Annotated in this window: 18 protein-coding genes; 7 read left to right on the plus strand and 11 right to left on the minus strand. The window is 46.3% G+C overall.

Translation table 11 applies throughout. The annotated features are described in order from the left end of the window. Window positions 1–184: 184 nt before the first annotated feature. Window positions 185–349 carry an RSP_7527 family protein gene (locus DN730_RS19140; RefSeq protein ID WP_170139029.1) on the minus strand — a complete coding sequence of 55 codons (165 nt, stop codon included), beginning with the start codon at window positions 347–349 and terminating at the stop codon, window positions 185–187. Between the two features lie 146 nt (window positions 350–495). Then, window positions 496–1,374 (minus strand): helix-turn-helix domain-containing protein, encoded by an 879-nt coding sequence (locus DN730_RS15185; protein ID WP_115468996.1) that lies wholly within the window; start codon window positions 1,372–1,374, stop codon window positions 496–498. A gap of 268 nt (window positions 1,375–1,642) precedes the next feature. On the opposite strand from DN730_RS15185, the gene pobA reads away from it, so the two are divergent. After that, entirely contained in the window at window positions 1,643–2,848 is a 1,206-nt protein-coding gene (gene pobA / locus DN730_RS15190) for a 4-hydroxybenzoate 3-monooxygenase (RefSeq protein ID WP_115468997.1), read from the plus strand. 13 nt (window positions 2,849–2,861) lie between these two features. Here pobA and DN730_RS15195 read toward each other — a convergent pair whose 3' ends face one another. The 7 genes from DN730_RS15195 to DN730_RS15220 form a co-directional block, all read right to left on the minus strand. Beyond that, window positions 2,862–3,869 carry an LPP20 family lipoprotein gene (locus DN730_RS15195; RefSeq protein WP_115468998.1) on the minus strand — a complete coding sequence of 336 codons (1,008 nt, stop codon included), beginning with the start codon at window positions 3,867–3,869 and terminating at the stop codon, window positions 2,862–2,864. A 6-nt stretch (window positions 3,870–3,875) separates the two neighbouring features. Then, entirely contained in the window at window positions 3,876–4,469 is a 594-nt protein-coding gene (locus tag DN730_RS15200) for a penicillin-binding protein activator LpoB (RefSeq protein WP_115468999.1), read from the minus strand. Window positions 4,470–4,500: 31 nt separating this feature from the next. Beyond that, complete coding sequence (locus DN730_RS15205; RefSeq protein WP_115469000.1) at window positions 4,501–6,192, minus strand: COG3014 family protein; 1,692 nt, start codon at window positions 6,190–6,192, stop codon at window positions 4,501–4,503. 2 nt (window positions 6,193–6,194) lie between these two features. Further along, window positions 6,195–6,320 carry a disulfide bond formation protein B gene (locus DN730_RS19480; RefSeq protein ID WP_425452767.1) on the minus strand — a complete coding sequence of 42 codons (126 nt, stop codon included), beginning with the start codon at window positions 6,318–6,320 and terminating at the stop codon, window positions 6,195–6,197. Between the two features lie 97 nt (window positions 6,321–6,417). After that, a complete protein-coding gene (gene secB / locus DN730_RS15210) occupies window positions 6,418–6,882 on the minus strand; it encodes a protein-export chaperone SecB (RefSeq protein WP_115469001.1) in 465 nt (154 codons plus the stop codon). Window positions 6,883–6,910: 28 nt separating this feature from the next. After that, window positions 6,911–7,162: a glutaredoxin 3 gene (grxC, locus tag DN730_RS15215; protein ID WP_115469002.1), complete on the minus strand. Its 252-nt coding sequence runs from the start codon at window positions 7,160–7,162 to the stop codon at window positions 6,911–6,913. Window positions 7,163–7,177: 15 nt separating this feature from the next. Further along, on the minus strand, window positions 7,178–7,594 hold the full coding sequence (locus DN730_RS15220) for a rhodanese-like domain-containing protein (protein ID WP_115469003.1): 417 nt from the start codon (window positions 7,592–7,594) through the stop codon (window positions 7,178–7,180). A 96-nt stretch (window positions 7,595–7,690) separates the two neighbouring features. On the opposite strand from DN730_RS15220, the gene DN730_RS15225 reads away from it, so the two are divergent. Continuing rightward, window positions 7,691–8,323: a hypothetical protein gene (locus DN730_RS15225; RefSeq protein ID WP_115469004.1), complete on the plus strand. Its 633-nt coding sequence runs from the start codon at window positions 7,691–7,693 to the stop codon at window positions 8,321–8,323. A gap of 45 nt (window positions 8,324–8,368) precedes the next feature. On the opposite strand, the gene DN730_RS15230 is transcribed toward DN730_RS15225, so the two are convergent. Together DN730_RS15230 and DN730_RS15235 are read right to left on the minus strand one after the other, a co-directional pair. Next, window positions 8,369–9,172 carry a DUF1338 domain-containing protein gene (locus tag DN730_RS15230; RefSeq protein WP_115469005.1) on the minus strand — a complete coding sequence of 268 codons (804 nt, stop codon included), beginning with the start codon at window positions 9,170–9,172 and terminating at the stop codon, window positions 8,369–8,371. A gap of 159 nt (window positions 9,173–9,331) precedes the next feature. Then, the gene (locus tag DN730_RS15235; RefSeq protein ID WP_115469006.1) at window positions 9,332–10,180 is read right to left on the minus strand and encodes a LysR family transcriptional regulator; all 849 of its coding nucleotides are present in this window, start codon (window positions 10,178–10,180) and stop codon (window positions 9,332–9,334) included. 151 nt (window positions 10,181–10,331) lie between these two features. Between DN730_RS15235 and amaB the strand changes: the two genes are divergently transcribed. The 5 genes from amaB (at window position 10,332) to DN730_RS15260 (ending at window position 17,036) form a co-directional block, all read left to right on the plus strand. Then, entirely contained in the window at window positions 10,332–11,876 is a 1,545-nt protein-coding gene (gene amaB, locus DN730_RS15240) for an L-piperidine-6-carboxylate dehydrogenase (protein ID WP_115469007.1), read from the plus strand. Between the two features lie 79 nt (window positions 11,877–11,955). Then, window positions 11,956–13,227, plus strand: coding sequence for an NAD(P)/FAD-dependent oxidoreductase (locus tag DN730_RS15245; protein WP_115469008.1), 1,272 nt, complete (start codon window positions 11,956–11,958; stop codon window positions 13,225–13,227). A 48-nt stretch (window positions 13,228–13,275) separates the two neighbouring features. Then, entirely contained in the window at window positions 13,276–14,265 is a 990-nt protein-coding gene (locus tag DN730_RS15250; RefSeq protein ID WP_245957988.1) for a LysR substrate-binding domain-containing protein, read from the plus strand. A gap of 92 nt (window positions 14,266–14,357) precedes the next feature. Beyond that, window positions 14,358–15,887, plus strand: a complete 1,530-nt coding sequence (gpmI, locus tag DN730_RS15255; RefSeq protein WP_115469010.1) for a 2,3-bisphosphoglycerate-independent phosphoglycerate mutase — start codon at window positions 14,358–14,360, stop codon at window positions 15,885–15,887. Window positions 15,888–15,902: 15 nt separating this feature from the next. Further along, window positions 15,903–17,036, plus strand: coding sequence for a murein hydrolase activator EnvC family protein (locus DN730_RS15260; protein WP_115469011.1), 1,134 nt, complete (start codon window positions 15,903–15,905; stop codon window positions 17,034–17,036). The last annotated feature ends 22 nt before the right edge of the window (window positions 17,037–17,058 follow it).

The following is a 17,058-nucleotide window of genomic DNA, read 5'->3' on the forward strand; positions in this document are numbered from 1 at the left end:
TACGTGACAAAATTGTGACAGTTTTGGCGTTTTAATGCTGGTGATCGGTTAGAACTGATGACGTTGGAAGATAAAAATGAGAGGTGGAGATGAATGGAGCAGAGGAGGACGCCGCCACGTTTTGCTGATCGAATTATTGTTTTTAAACTGCGATCAGAAACGAGGGCAACATGGGTGCGGATGCTTAGTGAGCAGCGCTACCTTGAAGATTGCGATTTGTAGGAGTGAAAAATGCTTTGATGCGTAGAGCAAAGTTTTTCACAGCGGCTGCAATATAAAGACGACGTAATTCGTAAGCGCGTTCAATATAAAAGTCAGTATCTAAGTTATCAAATGAAGAGTTATTCATAATGTATCTCCTAAAAAAGTTAATGTGTCTTGCGATGGTTTTATAATAGTGGGTGGTTAGATCCTGAACAAACGATCAATTCTAAGCTTATAGTTGAAAAAATCTAATCTATTTTAAATTTTCATTATAAATCAACTGTTTATGTTCTAAACTTCTTTGTTGTCTGCAAGTTTTCTGAATTTTCCTGGTGTTATTTTTTCTTGTCGTTTAAAGAATCGAGAAAAATAGCCTGGATCTTTAAAACCTAAGTCGTAACTGATTTCTTCAACTGACTTTTGTGTGTAGGTAAGGTTCCGTTTTGCTTCGAGTAGTAAGCGCTCATGCATCAACTGCTGCACGCTCTTACCGAATGATTGCTGAGTAAGCCGGTTGAGTTTTTTGTCTGACACATTTAGCTTCTGCGCGTAGTCTGTCGTTTTTAGATGTTCTTTGAAGTGCGTATTTACGAGAACTTTTAGGCGGTTTATCAGTGAATCGTCATGACTATTAGGCGTTTCCTCTGGGTGTTTGTGGTGGCGCGCAATCAGGATCAATATGGCGTTGAGCAAATGCTCGATGAGGAGCGCTTTCCCAGTATTTGCGTTATGAAATTCGTGTTCAAGGAGGGTTGTTAATTGCCACAGTTGGTCAAAAGCACTCGGTAATGCTTGGAAGTCGATATAACCAGGGTGCGAAGGGAGTAAGGCAGTTTGGAGTGAACGATTGCCTGATGGAGCGATCAGCGCATCAGAAATAGATAGAACTCGCCCATCTGTGTCGGGAGCGAACCGAAACCCATGAACAATGCCAGCTGGAACGATGATCGCCCACTTACCTTGCAATGCTCGTCTTTGCGTATCCATTTGTAGGTGCACACCACCACTTCGTAATAGCAAAATTTGCAGCAATTGCGTGTGTTGATGAGGCTTGATACGCCAACCAAGATCACTGCTGCGCGCCTCAATATTTTCGATGTGGACAAACTCAGGATTATCAATCCAACGTCCTTCTCCGTACAAGCCAAATTGGGGGATAGGTTGGGCCATAAGTGAAGTCCTAGGGTAATGGAGTGAAAAATCAATAGCGTTACAAAAAATGAATATTACTATCTAAAAGAATTAAAAATTGCTTAAAATCTTATAAATTCTTTAATTATAGTTATAAAAGCATCTTTCTATACTACCTCTAGAATGTCCAAAAAGTACAATTTATAGTCCTGAAAGTTCCTGATCCTTTGGTTCATAACTTGCCAAGATAGACCCATCGAATGCATTAACGCATCCAGCTATAACAATAATATTGGTGAGGTATATCATGAAAACTCAAGTTGCCATTATCGGGGCAGGTCCATCAGGGTTGTTACTTGGTCAACTCTTAGCAAAACAAGGAATAGACAACGTCATTGTTGAGCGTGTAACAGGCGATTACGTTCTGGGTCGTATTCGTGCGGGTGTTCTCGAACAAGGCATGGTCGACTTGCTGCGTGAAGCCGGTGTTGCTGAGCGTATGGATAAAGAAGGGGAGGTCCATACTGGTGTCGAGCTCGCATTTAACGACAAGCGCGTGCGCATTGCTCTGGATGAGTTAACAGGCGGCGACACTGTTATGGTTTATGGCCAAACTGAAGTGACGCGCGACTTGATGGAGGCACGCCAAGCGGCTGGCCTGACAACCGTATACGAAGCCAGCGATGTGCAAATTCATGATGTAAAAGGCGAAGCGCCGTATATTACGTTTGAGAAAAATGGCGAGCAGGTGCGCCTAGATTGCGACTATGTTGCAGGATGTGATGGTTTCCATGGTGCATCTCGTAAGACGATTCCTGACGATGTTAAAACCGAACATGAGCGTGTTTACCCATTTGGATGGCTAGGTCTATTGTCGGATACCAAACCTGCACATGACGAGCTGATCTACTGTAAAACTGATCGCGGCTTCGCATTAGCAAGCATGCGTTCACCCACTCGCTCAAGATACTATCTACAAGTGCCATTGACCGATAAAGTAGAGCAATGGAGTGACGATGCATTTTGGGCAGAACTTAAGCGTCGTCTGCCAGCAGACGTTGCTGCAACGCTTGAAACCGGCCCTAGTATTGAAAAGAGTATTGCGCCGCTACGTTCGTTTGTGTGCGAGCCAATGCAATACGGCAAGCTTTTCTTAGTTGGGGACGCTGCGCATATTGTGCCGCCTACAGGCGCGAAAGGTCTCAACCTAGCGGCCTCGGATGTCGCCACGCTCTACAAAATTTTGACCCGAGTGTACAAAGAAGGCGACAAAGAATGTGTGACGCAATACTCTGAAATTTGTTTGCGTCGTGTGTGGCACGGGGAGCGTTTTTCTTGGTGGATGACTAATATGATGCACGATTTCGGCAGTGTCGAAGTGAATGGCACAGACTCCGTAACGTTCTCTAAGTTTATGGAGTCCGAGTTGAATTTCTATACAGACAATGAAGCCGGTCGCCGCGTGATTGCGATGCAATACGTAGGTTTGCCCTACGAGGACCTCAGTAAGTAGAAGGTTTTCTACGCTAATATTTGTCCGAACTCAGGTGCTCAAGAAGCTTTATAACAGCTTTTTGAGCCCATTCCTGTTTTGCTTTTTGTTCTGCCGCGTCGGGTTGTGACGCAATGCCACGCCCCGTCGCCTGCCAACTACCAATTGTGTCGCCATTTCGACTTGAAAGCGTTATTGAGCCATCGATGAACGTGTAATAGCGTTCATTTTGGTATTGCTGTCGCTGTGCTATGTCAGTATCTACGGAAAAGGTAGCGGCTGCTTGGCTCGTGCTAAGTCCTGAATCTGTGAAAGCCACGCTGAGCGCTTGACGCAGTGAACTCGGCGCCAGGTAAAAATGATACTGATTCATGGCATCACTCAGCTTTGATTCTATTGCTTTGACCCGGGCATCATCGTGGTACAAGGTATTGTTCTGTGAATAAAGTTGATACTTTTCAACAAGTTTAGTGCGTTGCGCAAAATCGGGGATGAGTCTCATATAGATTGGCCAGTCAGGTTCAACAATTGTATCGGCTAGCAACACCCCCTGCTCAATAATCTGGTTATCTAATGTGTCAATTTGTTGGCGTAAACGGCTCAAAGCACGAGAGCGGTCTAATGCCTGCAAAGCATAGACATAATTTGGTCCTATGTATCGCTCCTGATTAACGATTTGTTCCAACTCGATGGGGGCGGTATAGACTCGGGTATAAAGGCGATCATTACGCACCACCTGTTCGGCCTCTCCTGTCGTTTGTGTGACCTCCACTTGGCTTATGTTGCTCTGGCTGACGCGTGTACGAAGCTGTTGCGCAATTTGCCCATTTCCATTTTGCTCGGCTTGAGCGAAGGCAAGCGCTAAGTTATCGATTCGTTGGTAAGTACCGACGCCGTACACATAGCGCGAATTCTTGGGCGGGTTTGCGACCCAGTCCGGAGTAGCGTCTTTGGTGTTTGGCTGTGATGTTGAGCAGCCATTGAGCAAGAGCCCAATGACGGCAGCATTAACCAAAAAAGTCCATTTAGGCAGTCGGTACATGGTCGATTAATCCTTGGTGAGCAACTTTTGGATTTTCTTTTGACCGTTCCAAACTTCTCGGTTGGTGGTCATGTTGATCAGTTTTAGGTCAACTTGGTAAAACGTCACGCGTTGTTCACCGTTGGAATCAACTATCGAATTAATAGTGCCCGACAGAGCGAAACCAGCACCTTGCTCTAGGCCAAATTCAGCAATGGTATCGGGTGCCGCATTCATTTCTTGATCAGTTCGCTCGCTACGTATGTCTTCTCGCTCTTCTCTAGAGACAACAAAATCCACTTTACCAGCTCGCAACAGACTGCGTTTGATATCGTTGATAAACGTATCGACTGGAATGTGCTCGTGGCTCTTATTTCGGATGCTCTGTACGATGACAGTAGGGTTACCGTCATGGTTTATGTGGTAGTCGCGAAACCAAGGAAAGGTCAGCATGTCGGTCATCATTTCCTCGGCAACCAAGCGTGAATCGGTGCTGTTCCAACGATCAGACAACGCAATTTCTTCATTGGCATCGATTCGCTTTACTCCGCCTGAGCTACAGGCAGTTAAGGCAATACTTAGTAAGGCCGCGAGGGCAAAGCTCCATTTTGATCGGGTCATATCAGTCTCCGTGTTAAGTTATAGTCAAATGTTAGTTGGGATTGCGCAGATTCCAAACTTTTAGTTCATTTTCGCCTAGTGTAATGTTCCCTAATATAAAGGTTGTATCCGTCGCTTTATATTGTGGCTCGTATTGCCCCGGTTCAAGCGGCACGCGGGTCAGTCTTACTTGAGCAGGTAGCGTCAGCCAGTTGCGAGTATCAGCAGCAGAGCTGGCAAATAGCGTGACTTGGCTTGCTAAGCTGAACAGCATGCCCATTGCATCATCTTGTACGAGCTGGCTTTGTACTTGGTAGGCAAGCCAAGCACGTATGATTTCGCGGACCAAGCTTTCATAAATGTCGCGTTGTGCGTTCGCAAGCTGATCCTGAAAAGCGATATCCGCTAATGATGCCATACGAATGCTAGGCACGGTCTCAGCCGGTTCAAAGCGATCAGTGGTACTGAGAGTGATGTTTGTTGGTCGGTTGTCGAGTTCAAAGCGTCGATAAAAGGGCACGGTAATCCGCAACGGGACGTCGTATAGCATGTTGTCGAGCTGAAGGTCGTCTAGCTGTTGCCATACCGCGCGGCCTAAAATGACGCGTTTGGTGAACACGCCAGTGAACGCGTCCCACGGCCCTCCATTTTTGTAGTTGGCGACCATCGACAGCGGGGTTCGGTCTGAGTAAGTCATCGTGAACCACCGAAATTCGTCATACTCGTTTAAATTGTTTTGCCCTTGACGATTGGGGATCACAGGATCTAGTAATAGGGAGTAGCTTTGAGCGTCAGGGTAGAGTAACAAAGACATTTCGCTTTTGTCGGGGATAAACCCCTGATGTTCTAATACTACTAATTCGGCGGAGTGGTTTTGATAAGTCTGATAAAGCTCGTGCATGGCCTCGTTAAGGTGGCGTGCTTTGGCTTGCTCGACTTCTGTCACTGGCCAGCCAGCTTTGTCCATCATACGAATAGCATCTAGCCATGCTCGTTGGGCCGTTACAGGGGCGAGATTATACTGCTCCGCATAGCCTTGTTGGTAGAGTTGTGCGGCATCGGTATAGCTGATTCGAGCATCATCGTATTCGCCTGCAGCCTCGTATTGCAATCCTTCTAAGTAACGTCCCCAAGCGTCTTCCCGATATTGGTATTCTTCAGTACTGCGCCCGCCTGCATAAAAGTTGCCGAGCCAGTCCATCGCTTTTAGATAAAACGGCTGATTGTCTTTGGCTTCCAAGTCTTGATAACTCAGCGTTTGGGCTGCAATTTCATTGAGTTTTATATCAATTCGTCTAGCTTCCACTAGGGCTGAATCTAGTAACTCAACGCGTTGTTGCCGCTTCTCCGATAAGTCTGATAAGGCGAGGTAATTGAGAGATTTAAGGTAGCTGATGTAGACGCGTTCAACACCATTACCGCGATAGCTGCCTTGGCGTGGGTTACTTAATAGTGCCCACGCTCGGTCACTAAAGCTAGTGGTGAAAAATGTATCGCTGAGCCGTTCTGCTTGTTCTAGTAGCTGATTGCTGCGCTCATAATCGCCTTCATACTGGGCTAATGCACCTTTTTCTAGGTAGTACAAAAGCTGGTCTTTCGGAGAGTCCAGCGCGCTATCGAAAACCGCTTCGGCTTCTTGCCATTGGCCTTCTCGCGCAAGCGATAGTCCTTCGTCAACGTCTTGTCGATAGGTGGCGCATCCACTAAGAAGACTTATGAATAGAGCAACGATCAGTAACCGCACTTTTAGTGTCCCTTGCCTAAAAACTGATGCACGAATAATAAGCCGATTAATGCCATGCAACCAAGATAAAGTACCATCCAGCGTGCTTTCATACAGTATGGGCAGGGCTTACGCTTGTTTTTCTTCATGGTTCGCTGTTTGTCCCCGTATTAATGGAACAAAGACTATAAACAAAAAAGGAAGCCGAAGCTTCCTTAGATGTATAACAGTTGGACAAATCAGATATTACTGAGTTGTTTCTGTCGCTGGTTGTTGCTGCTTTTGCAGGCTTTCCATGTACAGTGCGTCAAAATTGATTGGCGCAAGCATGACAGGGCTGAAGCTGCCTTTTGTGATGATTGCATCAATATTTTCGCGAGCATATGGGAAAAGCGTGCCAGGGCAGAATGCGCCCAATGCATGGTGTAATTGCTTCTCTTCGAATCCTGCAATGGTAAATAGACCGCCTTGCAATACTTGTACAAGGTAAGCTGGCTCGTCGTTGTTTTTTACGTTGACCGTAATTTCAAGAACGACTTCGTATAGGTTTTCACCCACTTGGCGGCTTTTAGTATTTAGCTCTAAGCCAACTTCCGGTTTCCACTCTTCTTGAAAAATAAGTGGTGAGCGAGGTGATTCAAAAGAAATGTCTTTTAAAAAGATACGTTGAATCTGTAGTTGTGGTTGAACTTGGTTATTTTCTTCAGCCATTTTCGTTGTTCCTAGGTATTGTAAGAGGTTAGGCGAGTAGCTCATCGAGCTTTTGATTATGCTCTAAAGCAAATAAATCGTCACACCCGCCTATATGTTGTTCCCCAATCCATATTTGAGGGACTGTATGACGGCCGCACTTATCCATCATTTCTTGGCGTAGTGCGCGGTTACCGTCGACATTTATCTCATCAAAGTTCACTTGCTTGGCAGACAATAGCTGTTTTGCTCGAATGCAAAAAGGGCAATAGTCGCTGGAGTAAATGGTTACATTTGCCATGGTGGACCTCGTTAATTACTTTTTCACTAGGGGTAAACTAGCACTTTGCCACTCGGTAATGCCACCCTGAAGCTTATAGACATCAAAACCTGCTTTAATCAGCTCCTTCGCGCTCGAGCCCGCTGTCATGCCATTTTTACAGACTAAGATCATAGGTGAAGACTTATGCTTCTCTAAAGTGCTTAGTTCGTCTTTCAGTTTAGCAGACGGTACATTGATAGATCCCGTGATATAGCCAGTGCGGAATTCATTCGCAGGGCGCAAGTCAATAACAACCGCATCTTTTTCATTCATCAGATTGGTTGCTGCAGAGGTTGAAACGCTGCGAGCACCGCCTCGGGTTTCAGTGAAAACAAGTGTTGCTGCGATCGCTACAAAGACAGCGACCATTTCCCAGTGGTTGGTTGCAAATTCAATAAATTGATTGATCATGTTGGTCTCAAGCCTATAAAAAAACTGCGAAGCATTATACACGGCAAGGCCAATGGGTACATACTATCAACGGTGCAGTGTTGGACGGAGTAAAACGTGTCAAAGACTATCATAGTAAAGCTGGTGTGTTGCATTCTTGTGATGATTGGTGCAAGTGCATGTACGACAATTAACTCACAAGATGCGTTTGAGCAGGCACGTAACGAGCAGCAAGTTCAACTTGCTCAGATATTGGAGTCGCTTTGGGAACGCGCTCATATCATTCCTAAGCTGCAGCAAGGAGCGCCGTTAACCAGCACCACAAAATCTGGGCAATCTTCGATCCAAATGCAGAATGCGCGAAACCTAGAGATCGCCAAGGCGAAACTTGAGGAGCTCAATCGGCGATTAGCGCAACGTAAATCGACGCCCAGCACCGGAGACCTAGCGACGCTTCAAGTGTTGGCTGTTACCAGTGACAAGCAAACACACTATATTGCTCGACCATTAGCGATTTATCGCAGTGAGGAGGTCAGCTGGCGCTTTACTTCTCAAGAGGGCGAGGTAATTGATCTTAGAGTGGTATGGAATGAAGATGGGAATTTATACATTGAAGGTCAAAATGTCATGGATTTGAATCCTTCTAGTAGTGATATACCCTTTGCAACTCAGGTTTTTTACTATGGTGATCAAGTCTTAGCGAAGGCCTCATTAAATTTAGTTTTGCAGGCCCAAGTACCTCGTCTTTAATGAAGGTAGCAAGAGGAGCTCGGAATCGTCCGAGCTCCCTGATCACTATTTAGTGTTCGTAGAATCAAAGATTTTGTCTGCATTGCCTTCAATAAAACTATCGAACAGCGTGCCATCTGCTTGTTTATGGCGTAGCGCAAATTCATAGAAACAGCTTGGAATTGTACGTGCTTCACCACCTGCAAATGTGACATCGACCTTGTCAGCCATGGTTGATGATTGCTGTAAGAATAATTCGGGTGATCCTTTAACAAGACCGCCTGTTTGGTTTAGCGTATAGCCGTTGTCTTGCAGCATTTGGTTGACGGCTTCGATCGTCGAAAAATTCGCTAAATGATTGATGCTTACCGTAAAGTGGTTGGCTTGCATGCCCATTGTGCTCAGCCACGCAGCGTATTCACTGTGCTCAACTAAGGTGAGGTAATCTTCGAGTGTTGGCATGTCCCATAGACGTTTTTTCCAGAAAATTTCTGGGCCCGCCACGACGTCTTCAGGAATTTGGGCAATCAGCTTGGCAATGATTGCTTGGCAGTCCTCTGGAAGCTCATCAACAAGTAGCTCAGATAAGAAAATTTTAGGCGCATCAGCATCGCTGGTGTGCTTGTAGCAGCGCGCTTTTAGGTGTTTCGCTTCAAAACGAAACTGACCATACACTTCGTAACCAAGTTGCTCAAAAATGGGTTCTAATTTATCAAGTGCAATGGGCGAGTTAGCAAACGTACGAAACGCCACGTGGTCGTTAATGACGGTTTCACCTTGCTCTTTAAACAGCGTTTGGATGCTGTGAGCTTGAGGTGTGACGTCTGTATACGCTTGCCAAAGTGATGCGAAAAATTGTTCTACTTGCATTAGGGCTCTCCTGTCTGTCGGGGTATGTTGTGTTACCGATGGGATCACTCTATTCCTCGGTTGCAAATCCTGCAAAAGGTAAAAAAGCATTCAATGATGCAAAAAAGTCATGCAAACAATTCTATGGCTGCGTTTTGCTCAGTAATCTATGTTCTATGGTTAGCTATGGTGACTAAGTAGCTGTTGCTTAACGGCCAATATCGTATTGATTAAATGCGCAGGTAAGCTGGTTTGTTTTGAATGAGCTAAGCCAACCACTCGTTTTAAGGTCACATCGTTAATTGGGCGGATGGTGACATCGCTACGATCGCGCAGCGAATGCTCCGGAATCAAGGAAATACCTAACCCTGCGGCCACTAAATCCAGTGCATATTCCTCAGTTTTGACTTGTGCCCTCACATCCATGGTGACACCTTGCTTTTGCATCAGGTAATTCCAGGATTCTTGAATGTCACAGGGTTTGCGTGAGATGAAGGCCAAACGATCAATCTGTTTAATGGATAGAGATGGAAATTCGGTCAGCCAGTGATTAGTGGTCATGGCGATGACGTAATTGTCTTCCCAGAGTGGGTAAAACACATCTCCCTCACTCGTGTAACTATTGCAAGTAAAGCGCAAGTCTGCTTTTTCAGATTCATCCACTAGGTTAAAAGTGAGACCCGGGATTTCATCCAGTAATGTTTTTAATACCTGAGAAACCAATGCTCCCGATAAAAAAGGTGCAAGCGATATAGACAGCTCTAATGGAGCACTAGAGTCTGAAAACATACTTCGCATGGTATTGAGATCATTGACCATCTTGCAGGCATGTGGATACAGCTGTGCGCCGCTGTCTGTCGCTGTCACGCCTTTTGAGTGTCGGACAAAAAGTTGCGTGCCTAGGTCATCTTCTAACTGCGCTAATGTTGCAGAAATAGAGGGTTGTGCGACGAAGCAACGTTTGGCTGCACCGCTTAAGCTGCGTTCTTCAAAGACGGCAATAAAGTAGCGTAGGGAGCGAATATCCATAAAACAGTCTCTAGATCAGTTAATTACCTATAGTATGGAGCCACCTATAGGAAAAAACTAGACCGTTACTATAAAATCAATATTTCTAATTGATGGCTCTCGGGAGTAGTGTGGGTCCTATCTTATAGACAACATTCAACGAGGTTTAACCATGACATTAGCTTGCTTAGAAACATTGGGCGTTAATACGCTAAAACAAGGCGACACTTACTACAGTGTTTTGACAGGTAACAATGTAACGTTGGGTGACGGTGAAGCCTTTGCTGCTCATAGCCCAATCGACGGCGCTAAATTGTCACAGTTCAATAATGCGACGCCTGCGCAATTGACTGCAGTGAGCGCTGAGCTTCAAGAAGCTTTCAAAGCATTACGTGTTATTCCTGCTCCACGTCGTGGTGAGTTGGTCCGTCGTATTGGCGAAGAAGCACGTAAATACAAAAACGAATTGGCACAAGTTATCTCTCTAGAAGCAGGTAAAATCCTTCCTGAAGCGCTAGGCGAAGTTCAAGAGTGGATTGACGTATGTGACTTCGCAGTAGGTCAATCACGTATGTTACACGGTCTATCCATCGTCTCTGAGCGTCCTGGACACCGTATGATGGAGCAATGGCAGCCACTGGGTCCGATTGCAGTGATTACAGCGTTCAACTTCCCTATGGCGGTTTGGTCTTGGAACGCGATGCTTGGTCTAGTGTGTGGTGACCCAATTCTTCTTAAACCTTCTGAAAAAGCGCCACTGTGTGCATTGGCAATGTACCAAATCGCACAAAACGTGATCGCGGATATGCCAGACATTCCAAAGGCCGCTGTAAGCGTAATGATCGGTGGTCGTGATTTGGGCGAAGCAATGTCTTCAAGCCCTGTATTCCCACTTGTTTCTGCAACAGGCTCTACAGCAATGGGTCGTGAAGTGGCGAAAACTGTCGCAGCTCGTTTAGGTCGTTCTTTACTAGAGCTTGGCGGTAACAACGCGATGATCGTCTCTGACACTGCAGACCTAGATCTTGCACTTCGTGCGATCGTATTCTCTGCTGCGGGAACCGCTGGTCAGCGTTGTACAACTCTTCGCCGCTTGATTACGCATGAGTCTGTCGTAGATGGCTTGGTTGAGCGTGTAGCGAAATCGTACGGCACATTGCGCATTGGTAACCCGCTAGAGGAAGGAAATCTAGTTGGCCCACTTATTGACGAAGGCAGTTTTGCTCGCATGCAAAGTGCATTGGAAGCGGCTAAAGCGCAGGGTGGTGAGATCATCTGTGGTGGCGAGCGTGTAACAGAAGGCGTTCCAGCCGGCGGTTTCTATGTGAAGCCTGCTATTGTTCGTATTGCTCACGATGCACCGATTGTTCATGAAGAAACATTCGCACCTATCTTATACGTTCTGACATACAAAACGTTTGAAGAAGCGATTGAAATTCAGAATGAAGTACCACAAGGTCTATCTTCTGCTGTGTTTACTGAAAGCATGCGTGAAGCGGAAATGTTCATGTCTCCAGCAGGTTCTGACTGTGGTATCGCTAACGTAAACATCGGTACTTCCGGTGCAGAAATTGGTGGTGCGTTTGGTGGTGAGAAAGAAACTGGCGGCGGTCGCGAGTCTGGTTCTGATGCATGGCGCAACTACATGCGTCGTACAACAAACACCATTAACTACGGTGGCGACTTGCCACTTGCCCAAGGGATCGTATTCGAATAATCGAACACCTCTCTATTGATCGATAGGCGGGCTTGCCCGCCTATTTTTGATTGTATATCTTGTTCTAGAGGTCGTGCTTATGTCAGAGCAACCATGTGAATCTCTTTGGCGCGCAAGCGCACCCGCTGCTCCCCAATTAGATCAACTTAATGTAGACATCGAGGCTGATGTAGCGATTGTCGGTGGTGGCTTTACGGGTCTTTCAACCGCATTACACCTTGCAAAGCTAGGCTTCAGTGTTGCACTAGTGGAAGCTGAAGAAATTGGCTTTGGTGGATCGGGTCGTAATGTTGGCTTGGCAAATGCTGGGTTATGGTTGGAGCCGGATGAGCTAGACCGTCAATTGGGGCCTGAAGCAGGACGTATTCTTTACGACGCGCTCGCCGTTGCACCAGATTATGTATTTTCCTTAATTAAAGAATACGGCATCGAATGTGAAGCGACTCGCAACGGCACATTGCATTGTGGTGTGGGAAAAACTGGGCTACAGCAATTGCAGCGTCGCTGCGAGCAAATGCAGCGTCGTGGTGCGCCAGTAGAATTGTTGTCTGCGGATCAGGCTCAAACACGTATTGGTTCTGAAAAATTTAACTCAGCATTGTTTGATCCACGCGCGGGTACGATACAGCCTTTGGGTTACGCTCGAGGATTAGCCAGAGCTGCGTTGCAAGAAGGCGCATCGTTGTTTGACTATTCTCCAGTCGACAATATTCAGCCCGATGGGGATGCATGGTTAGTAAAGACTGCCCGCGGTAGTATCAAAGCTGATCGTGTCGTATTGGCAACAAATGCTTACGGTGAGCATGGTGTAAAAGAACAGGCGCGTAAGTTTGTTCCGATTTTCTATAGTCAGCTTGCGACGAAGCCCCTCTCTGACAAAGAGCTGGACATTATTCTGCCAAACAAAGAAGGTTGTTGGGATACCTGTACAGTGATGAGTTCGTTCCGCATGGACCAGCGTGGCCGATTGGTCTTCGGTGGCATGGGGGGAGAACGGCATTACCATAAAAGCTGGGCGTCTCAGCGAGTGAAGGAGCTTTGGCCAGTATTACAAAAGGTAGAATGGGAATACACTTGGAGCGGTAAAATTGCCTACAGTGAAGATCATTTGCCTCATTGCCAGCAATTGCAACGCGGTCTTTTCAGTGTTGCAGGCTACAGTGGTCGAGGTATTGGTCCTGGAACCGTGATGGGTAAAGAGTTGGCTGAGTGGTTTGCAGGGCAGCGAGAGAGTTTGTCGGCACCTATGACAACATTGCGCGACATTCCGCTACGTGAAGTGAAGCGTATGTTCTATGAGGTGGGGGCGCATACCTACCATATAGGGCAGCGAACGCACGTAATTGACTAGTCCGCTTTTAACGAACCTTTAAAATGTCTAAAGGAGCGCGCAACAATAGTGCGTTCCTTTTCTAAGATAATAGGCATAACGGTTCTGCTTAAGGTAACATTATCGCTTCCTCTAACACTTGGTAATGGCAATCGAATGCGGAGATATATTCCTTCCTCTACTGCGCTCAAATGTTTTGAAGCGTCGGTTAGACATTTAAGCTTTACGCGAGCAGCGCAAGAGCTACACCTCACCCAAAGTGCTGTCAGCCGCCAGATTCGTAATTTGGAGGAGTTCCTGTCTCGGGATTTGTTCATTCGATTAAACAAACGCTTAGTATTGACCAGTACGGGCGCAGCCTATTACAAAGAAGTCGTACCGCTACTGGACAGCATGGAAACTGCTAGTTTGCGCATGTTGCACCGAGAAGATGAAAAGACCACGCTCACTATATCGTCATTGCCCACGTTCGCTTCATATTGGTTAATGCCAAAACTCGTTGCGTTTGAGAAAGCGCATCCTCGCTTTCAAATTAAAATGCGCTCTTTGGATGATGCGGCCAAAATCGATCCAGAGAATATTGATATTATCTTGCATTACGGTGGGGATCACTGGCCACGAGCGGTTAGTCATCATCTGCTTAGTGAGCGGGTGACAGCTGTCTGTGCCCCCTCTTTGGTATCTGGATGGGATGTATCATCGTTCACGGCAAAAAACGTAACAGACTTCCCGCTCTTGCACCTATCATCGCGTATTAATGCTTGGCCCGATTGGATGTCTGCGCAAGCCCTTGAAAGCAGCTCATTTAGCGGTCCGTCGTTTGCTCACTTTCATATGTTACTCGAAGCAGCAAAGCATGGAATGGGGATTGCCATTTTACCGACGATTATTGCTGATCAGGCTTTGCAGAGTGGCGAACTCATTGCTCCATTTGGAGCCCCTATTGCGACGCCTCATGAGTACCTTTTGTCTTACCCAGCCGATAAAGCTGATTTAGAGCAGGTCGTGACATTTCGTGATTGGTTATTAAAGTATGTAGCAAACGCTACTGAGATTTAATCACATCTATCGTTTGTAACCTGCTGTAAAGCTATAGGATGGCTATGGTAGTATCAAAGTAATTGCCAAATGACCAATCGGGATCAGTAATTATGAACAAGAAAACCACGGCTCTATTTATTTTAGATGGTTGGGGCTACAGTGAAACTTCCACCTCGAATGCCATTGCAGCGGCGAACACGCCAAACTGGGACAAGCTCTGGAGCGAAAGCCCTCATACCTTAATCAAGACTTCTGGTATGGCTGTTGGACTGCCAGAAGGGCAAATGGGGAACTCGGAAGTAGGCCACATGAACTTAGGTGCTGGTCGCGTGGTTTATCAAAACTTTACCCGCATTGGCAAAGCCATTGAAGATGGCAGCTTTTATGAGAATGAAGCCTTGGTGAATGCGGTTGATAAAGCCGTTGCAGCGAACAAAGCTGTACACATCATGGGCTTGATTTCTGAAGGTGGTGTTCATAGTCACCACGAGCAAATCATGGCAATGTGTGATCTAGCCGTACGCCAAGGTGCCAAAGCCGTATATGTTCATGGCTTTACAGATGGTCGTGATACACCGCCGCGCTCTGCACAAGACCCGATCGCTGATATTGAGGCTAAGCTCGCTGAACTTGGTGTCGGTCGTATCGCCTCGTTGACAGGGCGTTACTTCGCGATGGATCGAGATAATCGTTGGGAGCGTATTGAAAAAGCGTACAACGTTATTGTGTCAGGTGATGCAGAGTATCAAGCCGACAGCGCCAAGGCTGCAATTGAAGCCGCTTACGAACGTGATGAAAATGACGAGTTTGTTTCAGCAACTGCGATAGGTGATAAAGTGGCCGTTGAGGATGGTGATGCCATCATCTTCGCTAACTTCCGCCCCGACCGAGCGCGTCAGTTAACAAGAGCATTTACCGATGCAGGATTTAACGGTTTTGAGCGCAAAGCGACGCCTGACCTATCTGGGTTTGTGACTTTCACGGAGTTTGCATCAGATATTAAAGCCGACGTTGCTTACCCGCCTGTTGCGTTAAGTAATACCTTGGGTGAAGTGCTATCCAAAACAGGTAAGAAACAGTTACGTATTGCCGAGACTGAAAAATACGCTCATGTGACGTTTTTCTTTAACGGTGGTGAAGAAGCAGTGTTTGATGGTGAAGAGCGCGAGCTTATCCCATCTCCTGATGTCGCAACCTACGATTTGAAACCAGAAATGAGTGCACCAGAGGTCACCGACAAATTAGTGGAAGTGATTGAAGCGGGTAAATACGACACCATTATTTGTAATTTTGCGAACGGTGACATGGTTGGTCACAGCGGTATCTTTGAGGCGGCTGTTAAGGCTGTTGAAGCGGTTGATGCATGTTTAGGGCGTATTCTAGATGCCATTGCTGTCAATAAAGGTCAGTGCTTGATTACTGCGGACCACGGTAACGTCGAGCAAATGCTGAGTGACGATGGTTCTCAACCGTTAACATCGCATACATTGGAGCCCGTGCCTTTAGTGCTCGTGGCACAAGAGTCTAATCTATCTTTAAAAGAAGGTGCATTGTGTGATATTGCTCCGACTTTGTTGGATATGATGGGCATGGAAAAACCTGAAGAAATGACAGGGCACAGTTTGCTTGTCCGTCAATAACGCAAGGACATCCTAATGCTAGTGAAAGCTTGCCTAGTGATGTTAAGTCTTCTGCTGTCTGGTCTCGGCTGGTCAGCAGAACCGCAAACGCCTGAAGAAGCACGCCAACAGATTCAAGCACTACAAAAAGATCTTGCTAAGCTCAACGATTGGCTCAAAGAGCTGAAAGATGAGCGATCCAGCGTTGAAAAGCAGTTGGAAAGTAAAGAGCAATCCATTCAGGATTTATCGAAGCAAATCTTAGAATTGCAGCAAAGCTTGGAAAAAGGCGCGGCACAACTTAATACGTTGCAGTCTCAACAGCGTAGTTTGCAGCTCAGCATCCAACAACAGCACGAACAAATAGCCGCCCAATTACGGGCGGTTTATCGTTCAGGTGAGGAAGATGGGCTGAAGTTTTTACTCAATGATCGTCCCGCAGAAGAGTCGATGCGACTCATTCATTACAACCGCTACTTTTCCACTGCTCGCCAGTCTCTTATTAATGGCTTTTCCGCGGAAGCTAATGACCTACATTTGATTGAAAAAAGTATACGCAGTCAGCGCGCGCAAATGGTTCAAGAGCAGTCGGACTTGAAAAAGCGTCAATCTCGCTTGCAGCAAGAGCAAGCCCAGCGACAAAAATTATTAGCCAAGATTGAAACCGATTTGAACTCAGGGGATCGTAAAGCCTCTCAGTTGAAGAAAAATGAAGCTCAAATGCAAAGCTTGTTGAAGCAACTAGAGCAAGCATTGGCAGATATACAGATTCCTGACCAAGATACGCCTTTTGGAACGCAAAAAGGAAAATTGCTTACGCCTCTTAAAGTGTTGCAGCGTTTGCCGGATAATTCTCAGATTAACTTAGGTGGGGTTCTACTTCGAGCTTCAGATGGTGATCCCGTTCATGCGGTTTATCATGGCCGAGTAATATTTGCAGACTGGATGCGAGGCTTTGGGTTCTTGATGATCATCGATCATGGCGATGGCTATATGTCTTTGTACGGCTATAACCAAAGTTTACTGAAAGAAGTGGGTGAATGGGTTAATGCAAATGAAGTGATTGCGACGGCAGGAAGCTCTGGCGGGCGCCCTGATGCTGGTTTGTTTTTCGCAATTCGCCATAATGGTGAGCCCTTATCTCCGCTAAGCTGGATGCGCAAAGGTTAGCCTGTGCCCAACCATCAAAAAG

It is taken from the genome of Marinomonas piezotolerans, assembly GCF_003362755.1.
Classification (GTDB): Bacteria; Pseudomonadota; Gammaproteobacteria; order Pseudomonadales; family Marinomonadaceae; genus Marinomonas; species Marinomonas piezotolerans.